Here is a 23,357-nt window from a genome sequence, read left to right as displayed (position 1 = left end):
CCAGCTGGGCTGATGGTCCCGCCGCTGGCGGGGGTGCGGCGTCCGCACCCCCGCGAGCGGCGGGACGATCAGCCCTGCTGGTCGCGCTCCAGGCGCACGGACACCTTGCGGCCCTTGACCGTCGCCCCGCGCAGGGCCACGATCACCGACTGCGCGGCCGACTCCGGCACCTCCACCAGCGAGAACCGGTCGGCGATCTCGATCGCGCCGATGTCGCGGCCCTTCAGCTTCGCCTCGCCCGCGATGGCGCCGACGAGGTCCTGCGGCCGGATGCCCGCGCTGCGGCCCGCGCCGAAGAACAACCGGGTCATGCCCGCCGTGGGCGTGCGCGGCCTGCGCTCGCGCCGGTTGCCCGGCTCGGCCGACCCGCGACCCGGCCGGTCGCGGTCGATGCGCGCCGAGACGTCCGGGATCTCCTCCTCCTCGTCCGCCGCCGCGCCGGAGGCCTCGTGGGCCAGCTTCACGGCCGCGAGCGCGATCTCCATGAGGTCGAAGTCGTCCGTGAGGGTCTCGACGACCACGCGGAAGCCTTCGAGGTCGTCCTCCAGCAGCGACTCGTGCAGGGCGGCGCGCGTCAGCTCCAGGCGCCGGGCCCGCAGGTCGGCGACCGTCGGGACCTTCTCGACCGGGATCTTCTGCTTGGTGACCCGCTCGATGGTCTTGAGCATGCCGTGCTCGCGCGGCTCGACCAGAGTGATCGCGACGCCCTCGCGGCCCGCGCGCCCGACGCGGCCGATGCGGTGCACGTACGACTCGGGGGCGGACGGGACGTTGTAGTTCACGACGTGCGTGAGCTGCTCGATGTCCAACCCGCGCGCGGCCACGTCCGTGGCGACGAGCAGGTCGGCGGTGCCGTTGCGCAGCCTGCCCATCACCCGGTCGCGCTGCTCCTGGCTGATGCCGCCGTGCAGCGACTCCGCCCGGTAGCCGCGGCCGTTGAGGGTCTCGGTGAGCTGGTCGACCTCGTCGCGCGTGCGGCAGAAGACGATCGCGGCCGTGGGGGCCTCGACGTCGAGCACGCGGCCGAGAGCGGCCGGCTTGTGGGCGCGCGGCACGATGTAGGCGCTCTGCCGGACGCGGGGGGCCTCGCCGGGCGCGGTCTGCTCGCGCCCGATCGTGATCCGCACCGGGTTCTTCAGGTGCTGGCGGGCCAGCTTGTCGATGCGCGGCGGCATCGTCGCGGAGAACAGCACGGTCTGCCGCTCGCCGGGGGTCTCCTGGAGGATCGACTCGATGTCCTCGGCGAAGCCCATGTCGAGCATCTCGTCGGCCTCGTCCAGGACGACGATCTGGAGGCTGTCCAGCTTCAGCGTGCCGCGACCGATGTGGTCGATGGCCCGGCCGGGCGTGGCGACGACGACGTCGACACCCCGCTCCAGCGCCTGGAGCTGGCGGCCGATGGGCTGGCCGCCGTAGATCGGCAGCACCCGTGCGCCCAGGTCGCGGCCGTACTTGTGGACGGCCTCGCACACCTGCACCGCGAGTTCGCGGGTGGGCACGAGCACCAGCGCCAGCGGGGCCGTCGTGCGGCGGCCCGCCTCGGCGAGCTTCTGGAGCACCGGCAGCGCGAACGCGGCGGTCTTGCCCGTGCCCGTCGCGGCCTGGCCCAGCAGGTCCTCGCCCTGGAGCAGCGGCGGGATCGCCTCGCGCTGGATGGGGGTCGGCTCTTCGTAGCCGAGGGTCGTCAACGCCTTGAGGAGTTCGGGACGCAGCGCCAGGTCGGCGAACGTCGTCGTCTTGTCCTCGGTCGCGTCGGCGGCCACGTCGGTCACTTCGGGGGTCATGCGCAAGCTCCTCGTTCCAGGTCCGATCAACTGTGGCGGACCGGCCGAGTTCTGCTCGGCGGGAGTTCAGGCCAACCGGCGCCTACCTGCGAAACCGAGGTCGAGACGGTGGTACCAACTCAGCTCGGTGTCGCCTTCCAACCAGCACAGCAGCACCGGCGCGCCGTCAAGGTCCGAGGGGAAGTCTACGAGGAGAGGTGCGAAGCCCTTCAGCTCGGCCCCGGTCTGCTGCACCGAGGTGAGCAGATCGTCCAGCTCAGCCTGGGCGGCCTTCCACTCCGGCAGGCCTCCCAGACCGGACGGTTCGCCGCCCGGTGACACCGCCGCCGCCAGCTCCGCGGCGTCCGCGCGGAGGGCCACGACGCGGTCGAGGACGGGGAGGAGGTCCCGCAGGACGGCCCGCGCTTCGGACACGGTGAACAGGCTCATGCGAGCAGTGTGGCGCGCGGCGGGGGTGAGGATGGCGCGGACCCCGGTGCCTGCCCGCACGCCCTGGGGGTCACGCGCGGTGGGCGGGGGTCCGCGCCATCGCTCGGGAATCGAGCGCCGGTCCGCCCGGCCTCGTGAAAGAATTTCAGTTGTCGCCGCGTCCCCGTATGACGTCGAGGCGTCGATACACCCAATCGGGGGTTAACGGTTGTGCGGTGCGCTGACTAATTGACCGTTGACGCTCCCCGGCGCGACGGTGGCGAACACCGGGAGTGACCGCCGCCCCCGACCGCTCCCGAGTGGGGGGAAGGCTTCGGCTGTCGTCGGCATTTCGAGCACACCTCGGTTTCCGTTCCTTTCGACGAGATCGGCGGACGATGTGTCCGTTGTGTCGGATATCGGATTTCCGAAGCGATATCCCGATCGTCGCCTTCCGGTCGCGGCCGGTGGCGTGTCCGACTTCGGACGTCGTGCCCGCCACGCCGTCCCGCGTCCCGGCGTTGAATGCTCCGGATGATCGCTATAGCGCTTCTATACTTTGATTCCCACTCGGAAGATGTGTTCTCCACCGATCGATCTCCCGCTACGGTTCATTCCGAACAACTTCCCGACCCCCGTTTCCGGCACCAGGGTCCGCGACCGCCTCCCGCGTCCTGGCGCCGTCCGGCGGGCGGCGGCGGTAGTGGGGATCGAGGCGGATCGTGGTTCGGAAGGTCGTGGGAGAACCCGGCGGCAGCAGCGGTGATGGGTTCACGGCTGTCAGGTTCGGGCTGGACGGCGTCGAGTTCGTGATCGACCTGGCCCCCGCCGACGCCGCGCGGCTCCGGGAATTCCTCGGGAGGTATGCGGTGTGCGCCCGTTCGGTCCTGCGGGAAGCCGAACCCGTCGATCCGACCGTCCATCCCAGTCCCGTGCGCAGCCGTGACGTGGAGGAACTCCGGGCCGTGCGGTCGTGGGCCCGCGGGCGCGGGTTCAGCGTCTCGGATCGCGGACGACTGCCTGAGGCGGTGCTCAGCGCCTATGACGAGGCCCATCCGACCGCCCGCAAGGGGCCTGCCACGCCTCGTCCAAAAATATGGAACTGACTAGTAACATAATTGGCGCATACGTCTCAATTGGTCATCCGTGCTGGTCGCGGGCGTTCGGTGAACCGCTGACCGACTGCCGTTGCAGCACCTCGGTTCTCGCGACGGGCCCAACGCCCTGCTCCGTTCGGCCGCATACCGCCCGCGCGACCGCGGTGCGAGTCAAATGATATTTCCCCCCATCGTGTCGGCGTAGGCAACATGTGAACGCTTTGACAGGGCTATTCCAGACTGCCGTCTCGTGTGGTGTTTCGTGGGGCGGCAGCCTTGATTCCGCGTCCTACCACTCTCCACGCGGTCATGAAAGGCCTGTCAGAGGGAAAGATTTGTTGAACGGCGAAGTACACCTTCGCGCCGCCGAGGGACTTGGGGGTCCTGGCCATGCAGATTCAGATTCTGGGTGCCGTCGCGCTAGCACACGGAGACCGACGCATCGGAGTCGCTGCCCGGCAGGTACGTACTCTTCTCGCCTTGCTCGCACTCTCTCCCGGAACGCCGGTGCCATTCGACCGGTTGGTGGAGGAGTTGTGGGCCGGAAAAGTAATGGGCAACGCAAGGAACGCACTTCAGGCGAATGTCGTGCGTTTGCGAAAACTGTTGGAAGGCCTGGCCGACCGGCCTGGTGACGAATTGGTGCGCACGCTGGGCAGCGGTTACGTCCTCGACGTGGACGCCGATTCCATCGACGCCTACCGCTTCCGCGACCTCGCGGACCTCGGGTCCAGCTGCGTGACCCGCAGGCCGGCCGAGGCCATCGACCTGCTGGAGCGCGCGCTGCGGCTCTGGCGCGGCCCGGCCCTCTTCGACGTCGGCGACGGCCTGCGCTTCCGGATCGAGGCCGCGCGGCTCGACGAGCGCCGCCTCAGCGCCCGCGAGGACCTGATCGCGGCCAAGCTCGCCAACGGCGAGGACCGCGGCGTCGTCTCCGAGCTGAAGCAGCTCGCCGCCGAGTACCCCGAGCGCGAGCGCTTCAGCGAGCAGCTCATGGTCGCCCTCTACCGCAACGGTCGGCAGACCGAGGCGCTCGACGTGTTCCACCACACCCGCAGGCGGCTCGCCGCCGAACTCGGCCTCGAACCCGGCCACGCGCTGCGCGAGCTCTACCAGGCGATCCTCGTCCACGACCAGGTCCTGCTGTGACCGCGGACGTCCGTTCGTCGTCGGTGTTCGCTCCGCGGAGAGGTGTGAGTTCGTTGCTGGAGTTCCGGGTCCTGGGGCCGGTCGAGGTGCTGCACGACGGGAAGGAGGTGCCCCTGGACGGCTCGAAGCCGCGCACGGTGCTCGCCGCGCTGCTGCTCGCCGACAACGGGTCGGTGTCCGACGTGGACATGAGCGACCTCCTGTGGGGCCACCACCCGCCCGCCACGTTCAACGCGCAGATCTACACGTACGTGTCCCGACTGCGCAAAACCCTGCTCCACGAGGTCGGGATAACCCGGCGTTCGCGGGGCTACGACATTCGTCTCGCCAATTGCCGGTTCGATCTCTGGGAATTCGAGGAACAGGCGCGACTGGGTCAGGCCGCATTGGCCGACGGGCGGTTCGAGGAATCCGCCGGATTGCTGCGTTCGGCATTGTCCTCGTGGCGCGGGCCCGCGTTGTCCGGCGTGTCCGAACACCTCACCGACGCCGAGGGGCCCCGGCTGGAGGAGGCCCGCATCGCGGCGCTGGAGAGCCGCATCGAGGCCGACCTCGCGCTCGGCAGGCACGCCCAGCTCCTGCCGGAGCTGACCCGGCTGGTGCGCGTGCACCCGTTGCAGGAACGCTTCCGCGCCCAGCTCATGACCACTTTCTACCGCTGCAACAGGCAGGCGGACGCCCTCGTGCTCTACGAGGAGGGCAGGCGCATGCTCGCCGACGAGCTGGGCATCGACCCCGGCTCGCTGCTGCGCCAGGTGCACCTCGCCATCCTCACGGCCGATCCCGTGCTGCAGATTCCGCACGCGCTGCGCGTCGGAGTGGGCTGACCTGGCATATAGGGCGCATATAGCCATCGCGCTCAGTCTTTGAACGTTGGAAAATCTGCGTTCGTGGAGGATGAAATGACTGCTTCTCAGTCTGCTGTGTCGATCGGCGAAACCCAGAAGTCGCAGATCAAGGAAATCGTCTCGGAGATTCTGGAGATCGACCCCGCCGAGATGACGGACACGAGCCTGTTCAAGGAGGACCACGACGCCGACAGCCTCGGCGCCATCGAGATCCTCTCCGCCCTGGAGCGCACGTTCAGCGTCGAGATCGACCAGGCGGAGCTGACCCGCATGGTCAACCTCGAAGGCGTCATCGCCGTCGTGGCCGAAGCCGCAGCCGCCAAGTAGCCCTTCGGCCCGGAGGAGCAAGACGATGCACGACGAGCGCCAGTCACCCCGCCGAGTGGTGATCACCGGTCTGGGTGTGGTCACGAGCATCGGCATCGGCGTCACCGAGTTCCTGGCGGGTCTGCGGGCCGGTCGCAGCGGCGTCAAGCCCATCACGTCGTTCGACACCACCGGGTTCGCCCACGCCAACGGAGCCGAGATCGACGAGTTCGACCCGGCCGAGTGGCTGGAGCGGGCGGACGCGGCGGAACTGGGCCGGGCGAGCCAGTTCTCCGCGGCCGCCGCCCGGATGGCCGTCGCCGACGCCGGCCTGTCGCTGGACGAGGTGCGCGCCCGCCGGGCGCTGGTGTCGGTCGGCACCACCGACGCCGAGTCGCGCGACCTGGACAACCTGATCGGCGTCCAGGTCGAGCACGGCCCCGAGGGGCTCGACCCGGTCATCGCCCGGCGCTCCACGGCGGGCAGGCTCTCGTCCAGCATCGTCCGCGAGCTGGGCCTGACCGACGTCGAGGCCGTGACGATCCCGACGGCCTGCGCGGCGGGCAACTACGCCATCGGCTACGGGTTCGACGCCATCCGCGACGGCGACGTGGACGTGTCGCTGTGCGGTGGCGCGGACGCCGTGTGCCGCAAGACGTTCACCGGGTTCTACCGGCTCGGCACCATCGCCCCCGAGGTGTGCCAGCCGTTCGAACGCGACCGCAAGGGCATCCTCACCGGTGAGGGCGCGGGCATCCTCGTCATGGAGAGCCTGGACTCCGCGCTCGCGCGCGGCGCCCGGATCTACGCCGAGGTGCTGGGCTACGGCCTCAACTGCGACGCGAACCACCCGGTCGCGCCGGACCGCGACAGCCTGGCGCGGTGCATCGAGCTGGCGCACCGCAACGCGGGGGTGAAGCCGGAGGACATCGACTTCATCTCGGCGCACGGCACCGGCACGAAGGCCAACGACGTCACCGAGTCCGGAGCGATCCGGCAGGTGTTCGAGACCCCTCCGCCCACGATCTCGATCAAGGGCATGCTCGGGCACACCATGGGCGCGGCCAGCGCCCTCGCCTCGGCGGCGTGCGCGCTGGCGATCAAGGAGGGGTTCATCCCCCCGACGATCAACCACACCGAGACCGACCCCGAGTGCGGCGTGGACTGCGTGCCGAACACCGCCCGCGAGGCGGACCTCGACGTGGTGCAGAACAACGCGCTCGCGTTCGCGGGCAACAACGCGGTCCTGATCCTCGGCCGGTACCGGGACGCCGTCTGATGGTCCGGGTCCTGCTGCTGCACGGGCTCGCCGGGAAGCCCGCCGTGTGGGACCCGCTGGTCGAGATGCTCCCCGAGGGCGTCGAGATCACCAACACCGAGCAGCCGTGGCACGGGCTGTCCGACGGCACGTGGGCCCACCACCCCGACCCGGTGCGGCTCGTCGTGGACGCGGTCCGCCCCGAGCACGACGTGGTGGTGGCCCACTCCTTCGGCGCCACCCTGCTGGCCGAGGCGTACGCGACCGGACGCGTGCCCGCACGGCCGTCGGTGCTGCTCTGCCCGTTCCACCGGTCGTCGGCCGCCGAGTTCGACTGGCCGACGATCACCTACTACCTGAACGACTTCCACCGCACGTTCGAAGAGGCCATGCGGGTCGGCGAGACCGCCCGCTTCCCGGAGAAGCACCGCGCCTGGCTCGCCCGCGCGCTGCGCGACCAGGTCGGCCCCTACGGCTGGATGCGGTGGTTCGAGACCTACCTGCGGTCGCCGTTCCTCGACTTCGCCGAAGTGGGGGCGCCGCAGCTCGTGCTGTCCGGCGTGCACGACATCGCCGCCCGCCCCGAGGACGGGCGCGCACTGGTGAAGTCGCTGCCGCACGGCCGGTTCGAGCTGCTCGACGACTGCGGTCACTTCCCGATGCTGGAACAGCCCGCCAGGGTCGCGGCGCTGATCCGCGATTTCCTCGACGACGCCTGGAGTTGACGTGAGCCCCACCGTTACCGACAAGACCACGACCACGCAGATCCGGCCCCGCTACGAGGGCTCGAACATCTGCACCTGGATCGGCTTCAAGCACGTCAACTACATGGTCGAGGAAGCCGTGCTGGACCACCTGCGCCAGCGCGGGTTCCCGGCGGGCGCGCTCTACGAGCGCTACGGCCTGTGCACGGACATCACCGACCTGGACACCAAGATCCTCACGGCGTTCCACATCGACGACCTGGCCACCGCCACGGTGAAGGAGGTCGAGCACGACGGCCCCGAGCTGCGGCTGGCCGTCGAGTTCACCGTCGACCGCGGCAAGCCCGTGCGCGCGGTGAAGTCGAAGGTGTCCGTGTCGCTGCGCCTGGACCCGCACGGCTTCGACGCCGAGGACGCGCCCGCCGAGCTGGCGCCGCACGTCGTGGACGCGATCTCCGCGCCCAGCGAGCAGGTCGTCCCGATCACCGTCGGCGACGCCGACCCGCTCGACCTGCTCACCGCGGGCCGCAACGCGTTCGGCTGGGCCTGGCGGATGCCGTACTTCTACTGCCACTTCACCGAGCGCGTGCAGATGTCGGGCTACCTGCGCCAGATGGAGGAGATCCTCGACCTGTTCGTCGAGGACCGCGGCGTCTCCATCAAGACCCTGCTCGACGAGCAGAACTGGATCCCGGTCGTGCCGCACTCGCGGATCACGTTCCTGGCCGAGGCGAAGATGGAGGAGACCCTCTACACCGTCTTCACCGTCGAGAACGTCTTCAAGCGCTACACCTTCACCGCCCGCATGGACTGCTACGTCCTGCGCGACGGCGTGCTCGTGCCGACCGCCACCGGCAAGATCACCCACGGCTGGGCCGTGATCGAGAACCGCAAGGACTGGAGCCTCGTCAACTTCGACGACCGCCTCACCGACGCCCTCACCGGCAAGGCGGGCGTGATCTCCGGCCGCGGAACGGTCTGATCCCATGACCGCCACGACCCCCGTCGACCGCACCGGTCGACTCGTCTTCTCGGCCTGGTCCGCCGTGTCGCCGTACGGCATCGGCGGCGACGCCTTCGCCGCGGGCGTCGTGGCGGGCCGGGACGCGACCACCGAACTCGACCAGGAGACCTACCCCGGCCCGTACCCGCGGGCCGGGCTGGTCCCCGAGTTCACCGCCGCGGGTGCCCTGGGCCGCAAGGGAACCCGCACGATGGACCGGGTCACGGCCATCGCCGTGTCCGCCGTCGGCCAGCTCATCGAGACCTGCGGACCCGAGCTGCTCGCCGAACCCGACCGCGTGGGACTGGTGCTGGGCACCGGCTCCGGCAGCGTCCAGTCCATCATGGACTTCACCAAGGACTCGCTGACCGGCGTCAAGCCCTACCACGTCGACCCGGCGCTGTTCCCCAACACGGTGATGAACCGCGCCGCGGGCCAGAGCGCCATCTGGCACGGCATCAAGGGCCCCAACACGACCATCGCGGGCGGCGCGCTCACCGGACTGCTCGCCCTGAGCTACGCCGTGCGCCTCTACCGCGGCGGGCACTGCGACCGGGCCCTGCTCGGCGCGGCCGAGGAGTACTCGGTCCAGCGCGCGTGGCTGGAGTGGCACGGCCGCACCGGCTCCGACGGCCCCGCCGCACCGCTCGGCGAGGGCGGGGCGGTGTTCCTGCTGGAGCCGTCCGCCGACGCCGAGACGGCCGGGCGCGCGCCGCTCGCCACGGTCCTGGCCACCGGCTTCCGCGCGTTCGGCGACCCCGCCGACGCCCGCCGGGCCGTGGCGGACTGCGTGCGGGCCGCCGTGGCGAAGGCGGGCGTGCGGGCCGCCGACGTGCGGCTGGTCGCCCCCGCGGGCGGCGAGTTCGAGGCCGCCGAGGACGGCGGCGTCACCGACGCGCTCGACGGCGCGGCGCCGGAGTTCGTCCGCTGCGGCCGTCTGGTCGGCGACACCTCCGCCGCGGGCGCGAGCTTCCAGCTGGCCGCCGTGCTGGCGAAGGGCGGTGGCGGGATCGCGCTGGTCACCGGCGTGGACCGGGACGGCACGGTCGGGTGCGCGGTGCTGGAGCTGGCCGGATGACCGCCGTGGAGGAGGGGACGCGGGTCTTCGTCGACCCCGACGACCCGGTGTTCGCCGGGCACTACCCCGGATTCCCGATCCTGCCCGGTCTGTTCGTGGTCGAGCACGTGCACGCGGCCGTCCGCGACCGCCTGCCCGGCAAGCGGGTCAGCGCGGTGCAGCGGGCCAAGTTCATCCGGCCCGTCTTCCCCGGCGACACCCTGTCGATCACGACGGAGTTCACCGAGGACGGCGACGGCGTCCGCGTGTCGGCCGTGGTGTCGAAGGACGACGGACCCGTCGCGGAGATCAAGCTGAGGTACTCGGCATGACCGGCGTCGCGGAGATCAAGCGGATCATCCCGCACCGGTTCCCGGTGCTGCTGGTGGACCGGGTGTCCGAAGTGGACCCCGGCCGCACGCTGGTCGCGCACAAGGCCGTCAGCGGTCGGGAGCCCTGCTACGACGGGCTTCCCGACGACGCCGACCACGCCTACCCGATCGGGCTGCTGCTGGAGTCGTGGGCGCAGTGCGCGGTCCTGCTCACGCGGTGGGAGAGCCCGAACCCGGACGTGCTGGCCGACAAGGTGGAGCTGATCACCGGGATCCGCGGGGTGTCGCTGCTGGCCCCCGTCCACCCCGGCGACGTGCTGACCCACCACGTCCGGCTCGTCCGCGAGGTCGACGACGCCGCGATCCTGGCAGGCCACAGCACGGTCGGCGGCCGCACGGTGCTGGAGATCGGCACGTTCACGATGGCCCGCCGCGGGGTCGAGGTCCTGCGGCCCGAACGGGGAGTGGTGGCATGAGGCGCGTCGCGCTGGTTTCCGGAGGTTCGCGCGGGATCGGGCACAGGGTGGTGACCAGGCTCGCCGAGGACGGCTACGACGTCGCGTTCTGCTACCAGTCCAACGTCGACGCGGCCGCGGTCGTCGCCAAGGAGGCCGAGGCCGCCGGGGCGACCGTGTTCACCGCGCAGGTGGACGTGTCGCAGCGCCGCGAGGTCGAGGTGTTCGTGAAGAACGCCGAGAAGGAGCTGGGCGGGCTGCACACGGTCGTGTCGTGCGCGGGCATCGTGCGGGACAACCCGCTGGTGCTGCTGAAGGACGACGACTGGCAGGCGGTGCTGCGGGTCAACCTCGACGGCACCTACTACCTGTGCAAGGCCGCGGTGTTCTCGATGATGAAGCGCCGCGCGGGCAGCGTGATCACCATGTCGTCCGTCGCGGGCGTCCACGGCAACGCGGCCCAGACCAACTACGCCGCGTCCAAGGCCGGGATCATCGGGTTCAGCAGGTCGCTGGCCAAGGAGGTCGGCAAGTACGGCATCCGCGTCAACGCCGTCGCGCCCGGCTTCATCGAGACCGACATGGTCGCGGGCCTCGCCGACGACTTCGTGGCGCGGATGACCGAGAAGATCCTGCTCGGCCGCTTCGGCACGACCGACGAGGTCGCCGACCTGGTGTCGTTCCTCGCGTCGGACAGGGCGTCCTACGTCACGGGCCAGGTGTTCGGCGTCGACGGCGGGCTGGTCCTGTGAGCAAGGGGCCGAAGTTCTACTTCTCGCTGCGCAGCCCGTACTCCTGGATGGCGTACCGGGACCTGCTGGAGCGCTACCCCGACGTGGCCGAGGCCGTGGAGTGGGTGCCGTTCTTCGAACCCGACGCGCTGAGCGAGCGGATGCTGACCGAGCGCGGGGAGGAGTTCCCGTACTCGGCGATGTCGCGCGCCAAGCACTTCTACATCCTCCAGGACGTCGGCAGGCTCACCAAGGACCGCGGCCTGCCGCTGACCTGGCCGGTCGACCGCGACCCCGTCTGGGAGGTGCCGCACCTCGGGTACCTCGTCGCCCGGCGCGCGGGCAAGGGCCCCGAGTACGTGGCCGCGGTCTACCGGGCTCGGTGGGAGCTGGGGCGCAACATCTGCGACCCGGCCGTGATCGCCGACGTCGCGACCTCGCTGGGGCTTGACCCGGTCGAGGTGTCCACGGCCGCCGACGACCCGCTGCTGCGCGAGGAGGGCGTCGAGATCCTGCTCAGGATCTGCAAGGACGGCGTGTTCGGCGTGCCGTTCTTCGTGCACCGGTTCTCCCGCTTCTGGGGGATGGACCGGCTCGACGAGTTCGCCGCGCACCTGCGCTCGAAGCTGGCCCCCGCGGGCGCGCTGCCCGCGACGGCGTCGTCCGTCTCGATCGGACGGTCGTCCGAGGAGAGCCACGCGGGCGGCTGCGGCTGAGGGTCTTGCGGGCAGAGGGCTCCCCCGGAGCGTCCGGGGGAGCCCTTCCGCCGTCAGGAGCAGCGCCAGAAGGTGGGCTGGTTGAACGTGGTGGAGTTGAAGCTGGAGCCCGCCACCGTGCCGTCGTCCGCCGAGACGGTCAACGTCCGCGACCCCGCGATCGTGCCGACCTTCGCCGACCCCTGCCACACCCAGTGGGCCGGGGTGATGCCGGTGACGATCTTCCAGCCGGTCGTCCGGCCGGTGCGGTTGATCGACGTGATGAGGTTGGACGCCACCGGACTGGTGATGGTGCCGTTCTGCTCCCACACCGCGCCGACCATGCCGCCGGTGTTGACCGCCCCGGCCACCCGGCCGTTCGAGATGGCCTTGCCGTAGACGGACGTGGTGCCCGCCGGGGTCGGCAGCACCCGCGCCGTCCCGGCCTTCCAGAGGTACAGCGCCGTGGCGTTGAGCGAGTTCGTGGCGGTGGGGTAGTGCTCGACCAGCACGGTGCCGTCCTGGTCGACGGCCTGCCCGAGGGTTTGGCCCGCCGACGGCAGACCGGTCAGCCCCACCACGGTGCCGGGTGCGCCCGCGGGCCACAGGACCGCCTTGCGCACGAGGTGGGAGGACCCGTTCACCACGACGGTCGTGCCGACCTCGCCGACGACGTCACCCGCGTCGTTGACGCCGTTGGCCCAGGAGTGCTCGGTGCCCGCGGGCTCGGGCAGCACCTGCAACGCCGTGCCGACCGACCGGAACGCGCGCTGCCGGTTGCCGGTGGGCGCGCTGGTGTGCCCGACGATCGTGCCGGACCTGTTCACGCCCGCCACGAACGCGTGGGAGTAGCCGGGGACCGTGCCGTAGTCGACGACCTGGCCGCCGACCCAGCGGACGGCGTGCACCGTCCCGGCCGACGCCTGAGCCTCGCCCGCGTAGCCGCTGAGGCTGTCGGCCGCCCGAACCGAGCCCTGGGTCAACCCCGCCGGCAGCGGGAGTTGGGTCGGCGTCCACGTGCACGCCGCCGCGGAGGCCGTGGGGGAGGTGATCGCGGTGAGTGCCAACGCGACGATCACCGGGTATCTGAACCGCATGATTCTCCTTGACTGGTAAGGAAACCAACGGTCCACGGTGGCGAAGCGGGCTGACTCGGGGCTGACCGTGGGCTGATCAGCCGCGCCGCAGGAGCAGGTCCAGGCCGAAGTCGAAGCGCTCGTCGAACGCGGCGGGCTCGAAGTGCTCCAGCACCCGCGCCAGCGCCGGGTAGGGGCCCGCGGTGACGGCCCGTGCGAGCCGGTGCTCGCCCGGCTCGGGGAACGACTGCTCCTCCTGCGCCAGCCCCAGGGTGAAGTAGACGACCGTCCAGCACAGCCAGACCGCCTCCCGCTCGGCGTGGCCGTCGGCGAGGAGCGCGCCGACCAGCGCGTCGGCGAAGCCGAGGGTGGCGGGTTCGGCGGCGTAGGTGCCCGCGACGATCGACGCCCCGTCCCGGTGCCGCAGGAGCGCGCGGCGGTAGCGGTGGGCCAGTTCGCGCACCCGGTCGTGGGGGTCGTCGGGCAGGTCGTCCGTCGAGGCCCCGGCGATGATCGCGTCGGCCATCAGCTCCCGCAGCCGCGCCTTGGTCTTCGCGTGCCACAGGACGGTGTTCATCCGCACGTCCAGGCGGGTCGCGATGGAGCGGATCGACACCGCGTCGGCGCCCTGCTCGTCCATGAGGTCCAACGCGGTCCACACCACGACGCCGGCGTCGAGGCCGGAGCGACTCGCTTGACTCTTGGTCACCGACCTAGTATATCTCTTGGTCAGTGACCAAGGAGGCAGCGGTGGAGCAGGTCGTGGTGGTCGGAGGCGGTCCCGTGGGGCTGTGGCTGGCGGCGGAGTTGAGGCTGGGCGGGGCGTCGGTGACGGTGCTGGAGGCGCGGGAGGAGCGCGACCCGAATTCGAAGGCGCTCACCCTCCACCCGCGCACCCTGGAGGTGCTGGCGTGCCGGGGGATCGTCGGCCGCTTCCTCGCCGAGGGGGTGCGGATCCCCAGCGGGCACTTCGCCGGGCTGGACGACCGGATGGACTTCCGGGTGCTCGACACCCCCTACCCGTTCACCCTCGCCCTGCCGCAGGCGCGGACGGAGGAGCTGCTGGAGGAGCACGCCAGATCCGCGGGGGTGGTCGTGCTGCGGGGCGAGCGGGTCACCGGGCTCGTCCAGCACGACGACCGCGTCACCCTGCACGGGGTGTCCACCGCGGACGCGGCGTACGTCGTCGGGTGCGACGGCGCCCGCAGCACCGTGCGGGCCGCGGCGGGCGTCGACTTCCCCGGTACGGACACCACGACCTGGGGCTGGCTCGGCGACGTCGTGCTGGACGACCCGCCGCCGCAGCCGGTGCTCTCGGTGACCGGCGCCGACGGCGGCCTCATGGTCGTGGCGCTGCCCGGCGGCGTGCACCGGTTCGTCGGCAGCGACCCGACCGGCAACCGCGCGGACTGGCCGGGCGAGCTGACCCTCGCCGAGCTGCGCGCCACCGTCGTCCGCGTGGCGGGCAGGGACTTCGGCATGCGCGACCCGCGCTGGCTGTCCCGGTTCGGCAACGCCACCCGCCAGGCCGCCGAGTACCGCCGGGGCCGGGTGCTGCTCGCGGGCGACGCCGCGCACGTCCACTTCCCGACCGGCGGTGTCGGCCTCAACGTCGGTGTGCAGGACGCGGCCAACCTGGGCTGGAAGCTGGCCGCCGTCGTGACCGGCCGCGCCCCGGAACCGCTGCTCGACACCTACCACGCCGAACGCCACCCGGTCGGCGTCGACCTGCTGCGCGCCACCAGGGCGCAGACCGCGCTGATGACCAACTACGGCCCGGAGACCAGCGCGCTGCGGTCGCTGCTGAGCGACGCCATCGCCGACGTGCCGGAGTTCTCCCGCGTGCTGGCCGAACGGCTCTCGGCGCTCGACGTGGCCTACCCGGCCCCACCCGGAGCGCACCCGCTGACCGGCCGCCGCGCGCCGGACCTCCGCTTCGCCGACGGCAGAGGCCTGTTCGACCTACTGCACGAGGGCCGCCACATCGCCATCAACACCACCGAACCCGCAGACGCCCACCCCACAGACGCCCACCGCGCAGACCTCCCAGTAGACCCACCGGAGGAGTGGGCCGCGATCACAGCCGCCCTGATCCGCCCAGACGGCCACGTGGCCTGGGCCGCCACGTAGCACGCATTGCTTGTGGCGCAACCGGTTGGCGATGGCGGCGACCTGCGCTGTGGCCTGATCGCGAACGGCGAGTTCGTCGAACCGAGTAGGCACCGCACAGTGCTGTTCGACCAGGTCGGTACCGCACTCGACCGTGTGACGCTGCTGGTGGACGGGTCTGCCGCGGGCCGTCCACCCGAAGAGCCGCCGGCCTTCGGGCGGGCGGATTCGCGACGCCGACCACCTTGACCCCACGCCGACGGAGGTGAGCCTGCTTGCCCTTGGAGCTGTAGACCTCGTCCGCCCCCGGCAACCGTCCCCGGCAACCGCCCCCGAGCCGTATCCCTGCGGCCACAGGAATACGAGCCACCCGCGGAGTTCCCAGGTGCCACACTGAAACCGGGGGGTGGTGGCATGACGATCCGCCAGTTCTTGGTCCACGCCGACGCCGGTGGAAGCCGTCTGTTCGCGGTGGATCACGGCGAGGTGGACCGGCTGGACGTGGTGGCCGAGTGGGGGCCCGGTGAGGTGGAGCGGGCGGATGACGTGGTCCGGGTGCTTGACCTGTACCTGGCGTTGCGGGACGGGGGTGGGCTGGAGGACGGTCTTCGGGGGCTTCCCGATGGTGTCCTGCGGTCGATCCGGGAGTTCCTGCGCTCGCGCTGCGCACCGGAGCCGGGGGCGTTCGGGCCAGGGGGTCCTGTCGTGCCGGTTCGTCGTGCGCGGTTCCGCCTGGAGGCCGCCACGATCGAGGAGTACCTGTCGGGGGCGTACGCGGTCGGTCTGGGGATCCGGGTGGAGAACGGGGTCGACGAGCGTCATGGTCCGCACTGGGACGTTGTCCTGCTCAACAGGATGCCGTTCGTCCCGGCCGGCGGTGGGGCGCGGGCGTGGGCCCTGCCCGGTGGGAGTCGGGTGGAGTCCGAGCGGGTCGTGGGGGAGGCGCCCGGTAGGCAGGTCCCCGTTGCGTTGGCCGTTGCTCGGAGAGCCGTGGCGCGAAACAAGCGAGTTCGGATCCACAGCTACCTCCAGGGCGACGGTGAGCACTGGCTCGACGGTGCCATGACGACCTCGGTGGTCGTGGACGTCTTCGACGAACCCGCGCCCGCGTGAACGTCGGAGGGGCAGGCCCACGTGCGCGGCCTGCCCCTCCGACGTTCCCCGCCGACTAGCTGAGGTCGGCGCACGCCTTCGCGTCCGGATCGGTGCCTGCCTTGGGCACCCACCTGACGTTCGCGAACGACGCCGACAGCGGACCGTCGGTGTACACGAGGAACGGGGTGTTGACCCGTTCGAAGTCCAGGCCGCCCGCCGCGAAGCAGGAGACCGGGATCTTCACCGTGTTCTTGCCCGGCGGCAGGTTCGTGAGCAGGTTCGTCACCGCCACCTCCGCGAAGCACGGGTACAGGCAGTGCGTGCTGACCACGGTCCGGTTGGTCGGCGCCTGGTTCACGATCACGTCGAACACCAGCGCGGCGTCGGTGTTCAGGTAGCCGCGCAGGTCGTTGCCCGCTCCGGGGCTCTGCATGTACACCTGGCCGGGGCCGGTGCCGGTCCACGTGACCTTCAGGCCGTCGGCCTGCACGTTCACGTCGGTCGGGACGACGTTGATCTCCGCGTGCGACGCCGTGCCGTCGACGCCGATCTCCGTGCCGCCCCAGTTCTCCGGGGAGCCGATGGCCGCCTTGTACGGGTCGACGTCACCCCGGTTGTAGATCTCCAGGTCCTCGGTCGCGTTGCCGCCACCGCCGCCACCGCAGTTCGCGGGGGACTCCTCGCTCAGCACGGGAACGGTGGCCCGCTGGCCGTTGCCCAGGCCGTAGCCGAGCTTGAACAGCGGGTCGTAGCCCGGCGTCTCCGGGTTCAGCGGCGTCTGGCAGGCCTCCTTCGGCCACGAGTAGCTGAGCTTGCCGGTGTAGCCCTTGCCCGTGTTGCGGCCCCTGACCAGCAGGTCCGCCACGCCGCCGCCCTCGGTGCCCGGCAGCCAGGCCGCCACGAACGCGTCCGAGCGGTTGAGCTCCTTGTTCACGTGCATCGGGCGGCCGGACACGTAGACCGTGACGACCGGCTTGCCCTTGCCCGACACCTTGTCCAGCACCGCGAGGTCGCCGGGGTAGATCCGCGCCGCCTCCAGCGTGCGGCGGAGGTCGCCGGTGCCCTCGGCGTACGGCGTCTCGCCGATCACGGCGACCACCGCGTCGAACGCGGCCGGGTCGACGCCGTCGGCGGTCTCGCTGAACGTCACGTTCGCCTCACCCAGCGCCTCGCGGAGGCCACCCAGGATCGTGGTGCCGTGGGGGAAGTCCGCGTTGGTGTTGCCGGTGCCCTGCCACGTGAGCGACCAGCCGCCGGTCTGGTTCTGCATGCTGTCCGCGCTCTTGCCGACGACCAGCACCTTCGACCGCGGCGACAGCGGCAGCACGCGGTCGTCGTTCTTCAGCAGCACCTGCGACTCGCGCACGGCCTCGCGGGCCAGCTTCTTCGAGTCCAGCGCCCGCGCCGACCCGGCCAGCTCGCGCTGCGACGGCTTCGGGGCGGAGAACAGACCGCTGCGCAGCTTCACGCGCAGGATGCGGGTGACCGCGTCGTCGATGCGGGCCATCGGGATCTGGCCGCTCTCGACCTGCGCGATGGTGTTGGCGATGAACGCCTTCCAGTCGTTCGGCACCATCACGACGTCCATGCCCGCGTTGATCGCCTGCGGGCAGCTGGAGTTGGTGCAGCCGGGGACCTGGCCGATGCCGTTCCAGTCGGAGACGACGAGGCCGTCGAAGCCCATCTTCTTCTTGAGGATCTCGTCGATGGCCTTCTTGCTGCCGTGCAGCTTGCCCTCGCCGATGCCCAGTTCCTCGTTGGTCCAGCTGTTGAACGACACCATCACCGACTGCGCGCCCGCGGCGAGCGCGCCGTAGTAGCCCTGGCCGTGGACGTTGATCATCTCGGCCTCGGACACCGGGTTCACGCCCTGGTCGGTGCCCTTGAGGGTGCCGCCGTCACCGATGAAGTGCTTGGCGGTCGCGATCACGCCGTCACGGCCGAGCCTGCGCGAGGTGCTCTCCTGGAGCCCCTTCACGACCTCGTAGCCGTACGCGCGGGTGATCCGCGGGTCCTCGGAGAAGCCCTCGTACGTGCGGCCCCAGCGGTCGTCCTTCACCACGGCCAGCGTCGGCGCGAACGCCCAGTCCTGGCCGGTCGCGCGGATCTGCTCGGCCGTCGCCTCGCCGATGTCGCGCACCAGGCACGGGTCCTGCGCGGCTCCGAGGCCGATGTTGTGCGGGAAGAGGGTCGCGCCGTACACGTTGTTGTTGCCGTGCACCGCGTCGATGCCCCAGAGGACCGGGATCTTCGTCCTGGTCTCGACCGAGGCCTGCCAGTAGGAGTCGGCGAGCGCCAGCCAGTCCTGCGGGGTGGCGTGCTTGTCCTTGTTCGGCCACGCGCCGCCGCCGTTGAGGACCGTGCCGATGAAGTAGTTCCTCACGTCCTCCGGGGTGATGGCCGTGATCTCCGGCTGGGTCATCTGGCCGACCTTCTCGGCCAGCGTCATGTCGGCGACCATCTTCGCGATCCGACGCTCGTCGACCGCGCTCTTGTCGATCTTGCTGTCGACCTTGGGCCAGTCCTTGAGCGTGGGCAGCCTGTTCTCGATCCGGGCGCAGCCGTCGCGGTCCAGGGCGGGCCGTCCGACGGTGGGTTGCCGGTTGCCGCCCTTCTCGGTGTCGGGCGCGGCGGTGGAGTACCCGGCGGTGGCGCCGGTGAGGAGCGACAACGTGGTCAGCACTCCCAGCGCACCGCGGCGTGCGCGTCTCCAACCGGAGGATGTGATCATGAACTGTCCGTTCTCGTGGGCGGCAGGGCAGCCTGCACCTGGCAGCGGTGAATCGATCCTGTCCTGGTCGCGCCACCTGCGTCAATGCTTTTGCGGGAGCGCTCTCTCGCGCGGCGACTTCCCGGTTTTCGGCGTCTCGACAGGCCCACGAACGGTGCCCGGCCGGGCGGTTCCACCCGGTCGTGCTCAGCTTCCTCTCACCTTCCGGGGGCAGACTGGTCACCACGGGAGAGGAGCACCCATGAGCTTCATCGGATCACTGCTCAGCACGGTTCTGCTGCTGTTCTGGTTGGTCATGCTGGTCCGGCTGGTCTTCGACTGGGTGGGTGTCGTCTCGACGAGCCCGGCCCCCGCGTGGACGAGTCGCGTCCGGGGCGTCAGCTGGTCGATCACGGAGCCCGTCATCGCCCCCGTCCGGCGCGTGCTGCGCCCGGTCCGGGTCGGCGGCGTGTCCATCGACCTGGCGTTCACCGCCGTCCTGGTCGGGGTCCTCGTGCTCCGGACCGTCGTCGTCGCCGTCTTCTGAGGGGAAACATGGAACTGACCAGGTTCGGCCACGCGTCCGTGGCGCTGGAGCGCGACGGACGCAGGCTCGTGCTCGATCCGGGGGCGTTCACCGACGCCTCCGCGCTCGACGGCGCCGAGGCCGTGCTGATCACGCACGAGCACGTCGACCACTTCCTGGAGGACCGGATCCGCGCCGCGCTGGCCGACTCGCCCGGCCTGGAGGTGTGGACCAACCCGGCGGTGGCCGCCGCGCTCGACGGCCTCGGCCCGCGCGTGCGCGCCGTCGGCGCGGGCGACGCGTTCACCGCGGCCGGGTTCGACGTCAAGGTGTTCGGCGAGTGGCACGCGGTGATCCACCCGGACATCCCGGTCGTGCGCAACGTCGGCTTCCTGGTGGACGACGCCCTCTTCCACCCCGGCGACGCCCTGACCACGCCGGACGTGCCCGTCGACACCCTGCTGGTGCCCGCGCACGCGCCGTGGTCGCGCACCGCCGACCTGATCGACTGGGTGCGCGAGGTCAAGCCGGGGCGGGCGATCGGCGTCCACGACGCCCTGCTGAGCGAACTCGGCCTCGGCCTGGTGACCAGGATGCTGGGCGAGGGCGGGCCGGGGACCGGCGCGCCGTACCAGCGGGTGGAGGTGGGGGAACGGGTGACCGTGGGCTGATCAGGCCGCGCGGGCTCCGCTCTCCTCCAGCACGACGCGCAGCGTGTCCAGACCGCGGCTGGTCTGGCTCTTCACCGTGCCCGCGGTGACGTCGAGGGCCGCCGCGGTCTGCTCGACGGTCATGTCGAGGAAGTAGCGCATCAGGATGGTGGCGCGCTGCCTCGGTGCCAGACCCTCCACCGCGTCGCGCAGCACCAGCCGCGAGGCGTGGTCAGCCTCGGCCGCGGGCAGGTCCTCCCGCATCGGCTGGAGGTCGACCTTCCTGGCCCAGCCGGTGCGGCGTTCGCCGATGTGCGTGTGCACGAGGGCCGTGCGCGCGTAGGCGTCGAGGTTCTCCACCGCCGACAGGCGGTTCCAGTGCTGGTAGAGCTTCGCCTGCGTCGTCTGCACCAGGTCCTCGGCGCTGTGCCGGTCCCGGCACAGGCGGAGCGCGATCCGCAGCATCCACGGCCCGCGCGCCCTCACGTACTCGGCGAAGCTCGCCTGCTGCTCGGTTCTCATGCACCTACTTCGCCGATGGGGCTCCCGGCGTTGCAGGCCTCTTCCCGGTCACCGCGGTCGTGCGGTCGTGTCGGCGACGGCCTGTTCCAGGATCTCCAAGCCCAGGGCCAGTTCGTCCTCCGTCGCGGTCAGCGGAGGTGCGACGCGGAACACACCGCCCATGCCCGGAAGCTGCACGATGTTCATGTGCAGACCGAGTTCGAGGCAGCGCCGGGTGACCGCCGCGCCCAGCTCGTCGGAGCCCTCCCCGGTGCCCTCGTCGTCGACCAGTTCGACCCCGACCAGCAGACCCCGGCCCCGGACGTCGCCCACGACCCGGTGCCGGTCGGCGATCCCGTTCAGACCCCGCCGCAGCACCCCGCCGAGGTGCGCGGCGCGCTCGTCGAGGCGGTCGCGCTCCAGGACGTCCAGCACCGTGCAGCCGACCGCCGCGACCAGCGGGTCCGACACGTGCGTGGTGAAGAACAGGAAACCGCGGTCGTGCGCCTCCTGCTCGATCTCGGCGCTGGTCAGCACCGCCGCCAGCGGCAGCCCCGCGCCCAGCGTCTTCGACAGCGTCAGGATGTCCGGCACGATCCCGTCGCGCTCGAACGCGTACCAGGTGCCCGTGCGGCACAGCCCGGTCTGGGCCTCGTCGAGGATCAGCAGCATCCCGCGTTCGCGGCACTTCTCCAGCAGCGCCGCGAAGTAGCCCGGCGGCGGTTCCAGGACGCCGCCCGACGACAGGATCGGCTCGACGAGGCACGCGGCCAGGCTGCCGACGGACTGGGCGTCGACCAGGTCGAACCCGAGGTCGAGCTGGCGCCGCCAGTCGAACGAGCCGTCGGGGTGGGTGAAGTCCGGCCGGTAGGGGTTCGGCGCGGGGATGGCGAAGTTGCCCGGCGCGGAGGGGCCGTAGCCCTTGCGGCCCGCGCTGTAGGTCGCGCTCGCCGCGGCCTGCGTCATGCCGTGCCAGGACCGCGCGAACGACACGACCTCGTGCTTGCCGGTGACGAGCTTCGCCATCCGGATGGCCGCCTCGTTCGACTCGGCGCCGGTGGTCAGCAGCAGCGCCTTCTCCAGCGGCGCGGGCAGCGAGTCGGCCAGCCGCCGCGCCAGGTCGACGACCGGGCGGCTCAGCATCCCGCTGAACAGGTGGTCGAGCGACCCGATCTGCCGCCGCACGGTGGCGACGACCTCCGGGTGCGAGTGGCCGAGGATCGCGCTCATCTGCCCCGACGTGAAGTCGAGGAGGCGTCTCCCGTCCTCGGTGAAGACGAAGCTCCCCTCGGCCCGGTCGATGATCTCGGGCGTGAACCCGCCGCCGTAGCGGACGAGGTGCCGCCGGGCGTCGGCCCAGAACCCGGTGGACGTCGAAGCGGAGGTCGGCGCGGCCATGCCCTCGACGCTAGGACCGCCCGAGCGTCACGTCCATCTCACGATTCCGACTGTGCTGTTCGGCTGGACCGCACAACAATGGTCCCGTGCTGAACCCGTGGCGGCTGCGCCTGCTGAGCCAGTTGGACATCCTCGGCACGGTCCGCGCGGTCGCCGAGGCGGCCAACCTGAGCGCGTCGACCGTGTCGCAGCAGCTCGCCGTCCTCGAAGCGGAAACGCACACCCACCTGCTGGAACGCACCGGACGCCGGGTCAGGCTCACGCAGGCCGGACTGATCCTGGCCCGCCGGGCCAGGGCGATCCTCGACCACATGGACACCGTCGAGGCGGAACTGCGCGGCCTCGGCGAGGAACCGTCCGGCCTCGTGCGGGTGGGCGCGTTCCAGAGCGCCATCCACAGCCTGGCCGTCCCGGCGGTGGTCGAACTGGCCCGCACGCACCCCCACGTCCACGTCGAACTGCTGGAGCTGGAACCGCACGAGAGCGTCCAGGCGCTGCGCGGCGGCGCCGCCGACCTGATCATCACCACGCCGGACTTCGTCGAGTTCCCGCCGGACCCGGACGTCGACGTCGTCCCGCTGACCACCGACGAGGTCGTGCTGGTCGTGCCGCTGGACCAGGCGGGCCGGGGCCCGGTCGACCTCGCCGCCTACGCGGGCGAGCCCTGGGCGTTCGACGTGCCGCAGTCCTACATGGCCGACCTCGCGACCCGGCTGTGCCGCCGGGCGGGGTTCGAGCCCAGGGTCGCCTGCCGGTTCGGCAACTACCTGATGACGCTCCAGCACGTCGAGGCCGGGCTCTCGGTCGCGCTGCTGCCCGCGCTCGCGGTCGACCCGAGGTACCGGGTCGCCACCCGCGAGCTGACCCCGGCCGTCACCCGCACGATCACGGCGATGACCCGGCGCGGCGCGCGGTCGCGGGCCGCGGTCAACCTGGTGCTCGACACGGTGCGCGGGCTGCCGGAGCCCACCGCCGACCGCGGCTAGCCGGTCCTCTTGCCGCCACCCGCCTTCGTGCCGTTGGGCGCGAGCGCGAACCACGTCTCCTCCAGGGCCTGCCCGGAGACCTGGCCGGGCACCCGGTCGTCGGCGAACCGGTACGCGGGCCAGCCGCCGACGGTCACCTGCGTGCCGCCGTCGGGGCGCACGAGCGTGTCGAGGAACTCCGGGTCGAGGTTGCGGTACGCGATCTCGTCCGAGACCAGCACCGGCCGCCAGATCGTCGCGCACTCGCCCGTGCAGACGGCGACCGAGGGGTTGGCGGTGTCGTTGTCGTAGCGGTAGAGGGTGTACCCCTCGCCGTCGACCACGACGTCGCCGAGCAGCGGGTTGCGGCCGAGTTGGACGGTCGTGGGCGGTGTCCCGCGCTTGAGCTCGGCGGTGGGGACCGCCGTCGAGCGCACGGTGGTGGTGCACGCCGTGAGTGCGGCGCACAGGAGCAGAGTCGGAACCAGTCCTGTCCTCAC

At 71.3% G+C, this 23,357-nt stretch carries 25 protein-coding genes; 17 read left to right on the top strand and 8 right to left on the bottom strand.

What is annotated here, in order from left to right; translation table 11 throughout:
• Window positions 1-68 precede the first annotated feature (68 nt).
• Window positions 69-1,784, bottom strand: coding sequence for a DEAD/DEAH box helicase (locus VFZ92_RS01430; protein ID WP_330873798.1), 1,716 nt, complete (start codon window positions 1,782-1,784; stop codon window positions 69-71).
• 66 nt (window positions 1,785-1,850) lie between these two features.
• Window positions 1,851-2,213 (bottom strand): DUF2203 domain-containing protein, encoded by a 363-nt coding sequence (locus tag VFZ92_RS01425; RefSeq protein WP_330873797.1) that lies wholly within the window; start codon window positions 2,211-2,213, stop codon window positions 1,851-1,853.
• Window positions 2,214-2,914: 701 nt separating this feature from the next.
• Between VFZ92_RS01425 and VFZ92_RS01420 the strand changes: the two genes are divergently transcribed.
• From VFZ92_RS01420 to VFZ92_RS01365, 12 genes are all read left to right on the top strand, one after another.
• Entirely contained in the window at window positions 2,915-3,298 is a 384-nt protein-coding gene (locus tag VFZ92_RS01420; protein ID WP_330873796.1) for an Lsr2 family protein, read from the top strand.
• A gap of 381 nt (window positions 3,299-3,679) precedes the next feature.
• Window positions 3,680-4,438 (top strand): AfsR/SARP family transcriptional regulator, encoded by a 759-nt coding sequence (locus VFZ92_RS01415; protein ID WP_330873795.1) that lies wholly within the window; start codon window positions 3,680-3,682, stop codon window positions 4,436-4,438.
• Between the two features lie 44 nt (window positions 4,439-4,482).
• Entirely contained in the window at window positions 4,483-5,265 is a 783-nt protein-coding gene (locus VFZ92_RS01410) for an AfsR/SARP family transcriptional regulator (protein ID WP_330873794.1), read from the top strand.
• Window positions 5,266-5,340: 75 nt separating this feature from the next.
• The gene (locus VFZ92_RS01405; RefSeq protein ID WP_330873793.1) at window positions 5,341-5,613 is read left to right on the top strand and encodes an acyl carrier protein; all 273 of its coding nucleotides are present in this window, start codon (window positions 5,341-5,343) and stop codon (window positions 5,611-5,613) included.
• Between the two features lie 25 nt (window positions 5,614-5,638).
• Window positions 5,639-6,871 carry a beta-ketoacyl-[acyl-carrier-protein] synthase family protein gene (locus tag VFZ92_RS01400; RefSeq protein WP_330873792.1) on the top strand — a complete coding sequence of 411 codons (1,233 nt, stop codon included), beginning with the start codon at window positions 5,639-5,641 and terminating at the stop codon, window positions 6,869-6,871.
• Complete coding sequence (locus VFZ92_RS01395; protein ID WP_330873791.1) at window positions 6,871-7,575, top strand: alpha/beta hydrolase; 705 nt, start codon at window positions 6,871-6,873, stop codon at window positions 7,573-7,575. Before VFZ92_RS01400 ends, VFZ92_RS01395 begins: the two co-directional genes overlap by 1 nt.
• Window position 7,576: 1 nt before the next feature.
• The gene (locus VFZ92_RS01390) at window positions 7,577-8,536 is read left to right on the top strand and encodes a thioesterase family protein (protein WP_330873790.1); all 960 of its coding nucleotides are present in this window, start codon (window positions 7,577-7,579) and stop codon (window positions 8,534-8,536) included.
• A 4-nt stretch (window positions 8,537-8,540) separates the two neighbouring features.
• Window positions 8,541-9,635 carry a beta-ketoacyl synthase N-terminal-like domain-containing protein gene (locus tag VFZ92_RS01385; protein ID WP_330873789.1) on the top strand — a complete coding sequence of 365 codons (1,095 nt, stop codon included), beginning with the start codon at window positions 8,541-8,543 and terminating at the stop codon, window positions 9,633-9,635.
• The gene (locus VFZ92_RS01380) at window positions 9,632-9,946 is read left to right on the top strand and encodes a hypothetical protein (RefSeq protein ID WP_330873788.1); all 315 of its coding nucleotides are present in this window, start codon (window positions 9,632-9,634) and stop codon (window positions 9,944-9,946) included. Before VFZ92_RS01385 ends, VFZ92_RS01380 begins: the two co-directional genes overlap by 4 nt.
• A complete protein-coding gene (locus VFZ92_RS01375) occupies window positions 9,943-10,422 on the top strand; it encodes a 3-hydroxyacyl-ACP dehydratase (protein ID WP_330873787.1) in 480 nt (159 codons plus the stop codon). Before VFZ92_RS01380 ends, VFZ92_RS01375 begins: the two co-directional genes overlap by 4 nt.
• A complete protein-coding gene (fabG, locus tag VFZ92_RS01370; protein WP_330873786.1) occupies window positions 10,419-11,153 on the top strand; it encodes a 3-oxoacyl-ACP reductase FabG in 735 nt (244 codons plus the stop codon). Before VFZ92_RS01375 ends, fabG begins: the two co-directional genes overlap by 4 nt.
• On the top strand, window positions 11,150-11,848 hold the full coding sequence (locus VFZ92_RS01365; RefSeq protein WP_330873785.1) for a 2-hydroxychromene-2-carboxylate isomerase: 699 nt from the start codon (window positions 11,150-11,152) through the stop codon (window positions 11,846-11,848). Before fabG ends, VFZ92_RS01365 begins: the two co-directional genes overlap by 4 nt.
• A 53-nt stretch (window positions 11,849-11,901) precedes the next feature.
• Here the strand turns inward: VFZ92_RS01365 and VFZ92_RS01360 are convergent, their stop codons facing one another.
• On the bottom strand, window positions 11,902-12,924 hold the full coding sequence (locus tag VFZ92_RS01360) for a hypothetical protein (RefSeq protein WP_330873784.1): 1,023 nt from the start codon (window positions 12,922-12,924) through the stop codon (window positions 11,902-11,904).
• 76 nt (window positions 12,925-13,000) lie between these two features.
• On the bottom strand, window positions 13,001-13,612 hold the full coding sequence (locus VFZ92_RS01355) for a TetR/AcrR family transcriptional regulator C-terminal domain-containing protein (protein ID WP_330873783.1): 612 nt from the start codon (window positions 13,610-13,612) through the stop codon (window positions 13,001-13,003).
• Window positions 13,613-13,635: 23 nt separating this feature from the next.
• On the opposite strand from VFZ92_RS01355, the gene VFZ92_RS01350 reads away from it, so the two are divergent.
• Together VFZ92_RS01350 and VFZ92_RS01345 are read left to right on the top strand one after the other, a co-directional pair.
• Window positions 13,636-15,033: an FAD-dependent monooxygenase gene (locus tag VFZ92_RS01350; RefSeq protein ID WP_330873782.1), complete on the top strand. Its 1,398-nt coding sequence runs from the start codon at window positions 13,636-13,638 to the stop codon at window positions 15,031-15,033.
• Between the two features lie 393 nt (window positions 15,034-15,426).
• Window positions 15,427-16,125, top strand: a complete 699-nt coding sequence (locus VFZ92_RS01345; protein ID WP_330873781.1) for a hypothetical protein — start codon at window positions 15,427-15,429, stop codon at window positions 16,123-16,125.
• A gap of 55 nt (window positions 16,126-16,180) precedes the next feature.
• On the opposite strand, the gene VFZ92_RS01340 is transcribed toward VFZ92_RS01345, so the two are convergent.
• Window positions 16,181-18,838, bottom strand: coding sequence for a glycoside hydrolase family 3 N-terminal domain-containing protein (locus VFZ92_RS01340; protein ID WP_414719780.1), 2,658 nt, complete (start codon window positions 18,836-18,838; stop codon window positions 16,181-16,183).
• Between the two features lie 241 nt (window positions 18,839-19,079).
• Between VFZ92_RS01340 and VFZ92_RS01335 the strand changes: the two genes are divergently transcribed.
• Together VFZ92_RS01335 and VFZ92_RS01330 are read left to right on the top strand one after the other, a co-directional pair.
• The gene (locus VFZ92_RS01335; RefSeq protein ID WP_330873779.1) at window positions 19,080-19,364 is read left to right on the top strand and encodes a YggT family protein; all 285 of its coding nucleotides are present in this window, start codon (window positions 19,080-19,082) and stop codon (window positions 19,362-19,364) included.
• 8 nt (window positions 19,365-19,372) lie between these two features.
• Complete coding sequence (locus tag VFZ92_RS01330) at window positions 19,373-20,014, top strand: MBL fold metallo-hydrolase (RefSeq protein WP_330873778.1); 642 nt, start codon at window positions 19,373-19,375, stop codon at window positions 20,012-20,014.
• On the opposite strand, the gene VFZ92_RS01325 is transcribed toward VFZ92_RS01330, so the two are convergent.
• Both VFZ92_RS01325 and VFZ92_RS01320 read right to left on the bottom strand, forming a co-directional pair.
• The gene (locus tag VFZ92_RS01325) at window positions 20,015-20,515 is read right to left on the bottom strand and encodes a SigE family RNA polymerase sigma factor (protein WP_330873777.1); all 501 of its coding nucleotides are present in this window, start codon (window positions 20,513-20,515) and stop codon (window positions 20,015-20,017) included.
• A gap of 48 nt (window positions 20,516-20,563) precedes the next feature.
• A complete protein-coding gene (locus VFZ92_RS01320; RefSeq protein WP_330873776.1) occupies window positions 20,564-21,892 on the bottom strand; it encodes an aspartate aminotransferase family protein in 1,329 nt (442 codons plus the stop codon).
• 86 nt (window positions 21,893-21,978) lie between these two features.
• Here VFZ92_RS01320 and VFZ92_RS01315 point away from each other — a divergent pair, with 86 nt between their 5' ends.
• Complete coding sequence (locus VFZ92_RS01315; protein WP_330873775.1) at window positions 21,979-22,878, top strand: LysR substrate-binding domain-containing protein; 900 nt, start codon at window positions 21,979-21,981, stop codon at window positions 22,876-22,878.
• Here VFZ92_RS01315 and VFZ92_RS01310 read toward each other — a convergent pair.
• Window positions 22,875-23,357: a hypothetical protein gene (locus VFZ92_RS01310; protein WP_330873774.1), complete on the bottom strand. Its 483-nt coding sequence runs from the start codon at window positions 23,355-23,357 to the stop codon at window positions 22,875-22,877. The genes VFZ92_RS01315 and VFZ92_RS01310 overlap by 4 nt on opposite strands.

The organism is Umezawaea sp. (assembly GCF_036375055.1).
Classification (GTDB): domain Bacteria; phylum Actinomycetota; class Actinomycetes; order Mycobacteriales; family Pseudonocardiaceae; genus Umezawaea.
Note: the sequence above shows the minus strand (reverse complement) of the source record. Positions and strands in the feature narration are given on the sequence as shown.

Excerpts from the sequence above, each read along its gene's own strand:
- VFZ92_RS01335 (WP_330873779.1), top strand. The coding sequence starts at position 19,080 with ATGAGCTTCATCGGATCACTGCTCAGCACGGTTCTGCTGCTGTTCTGG.
- VFZ92_RS01405 (WP_330873793.1), top strand. The coding sequence starts at position 5,341 with ATGACTGCTTCTCAGTCTGCTGTGTCGATCGGCGAAACCCAGAAGTCG.
- VFZ92_RS01400 (WP_330873792.1), top strand. The coding sequence starts at position 5,639 with ATGCACGACGAGCGCCAGTCACCCCGCCGAGTGGTGATCACCGGTCTG.
- VFZ92_RS01380 (WP_330873788.1), top strand. The coding sequence starts at position 9,632 with ATGACCGCCGTGGAGGAGGGGACGCGGGTCTTCGTCGACCCCGACGAC.
- VFZ92_RS01430 (WP_330873798.1), bottom strand. The coding sequence starts at position 1,784 with ATGACCCCCGAAGTGACCGACGTGGCCGCCGACGCGACCGAGGACAAG.
- fabG (WP_330873786.1), top strand. The coding sequence starts at position 10,419 with ATGAGGCGCGTCGCGCTGGTTTCCGGAGGTTCGCGCGGGATCGGGCAC.
- VFZ92_RS01325 (WP_330873777.1), bottom strand. The coding sequence starts at position 20,515 with ATGAGAACCGAGCAGCAGGCGAGCTTCGCCGAGTACGTGAGGGCGCGC.
- VFZ92_RS01395 (WP_330873791.1), top strand. The coding sequence starts at position 6,871 with ATGGTCCGGGTCCTGCTGCTGCACGGGCTCGCCGGGAAGCCCGCCGTG.
- VFZ92_RS01320 (WP_330873776.1), bottom strand. The coding sequence starts at position 21,892 with ATGGCCGCGCCGACCTCCGCTTCGACGTCCACCGGGTTCTGGGCCGAC.
- VFZ92_RS01360 (WP_330873784.1), bottom strand. The coding sequence starts at position 12,924 with ATGCGGTTCAGATACCCGGTGATCGTCGCGTTGGCACTCACCGCGATC.
- VFZ92_RS01385 (WP_330873789.1), top strand. The coding sequence starts at position 8,541 with ATGACCGCCACGACCCCCGTCGACCGCACCGGTCGACTCGTCTTCTCG.
- VFZ92_RS01330 (WP_330873778.1), top strand. The coding sequence starts at position 19,373 with ATGGAACTGACCAGGTTCGGCCACGCGTCCGTGGCGCTGGAGCGCGAC.
- VFZ92_RS01425 (WP_330873797.1), bottom strand. The coding sequence starts at position 2,213 with ATGAGCCTGTTCACCGTGTCCGAAGCGCGGGCCGTCCTGCGGGACCTC.
- VFZ92_RS01375 (WP_330873787.1), top strand. The coding sequence starts at position 9,943 with ATGACCGGCGTCGCGGAGATCAAGCGGATCATCCCGCACCGGTTCCCG.
- VFZ92_RS01415 (WP_330873795.1), top strand. The coding sequence starts at position 3,680 with ATGCAGATTCAGATTCTGGGTGCCGTCGCGCTAGCACACGGAGACCGA.
- VFZ92_RS01340 (WP_414719780.1), bottom strand. The coding sequence starts at position 18,838 with ATGATCACATCCTCCGGTTGGAGACGCGCACGCCGCGGTGCGCTGGGA.
- VFZ92_RS01345 (WP_330873781.1), top strand. The coding sequence starts at position 15,427 with ATGACGATCCGCCAGTTCTTGGTCCACGCCGACGCCGGTGGAAGCCGT.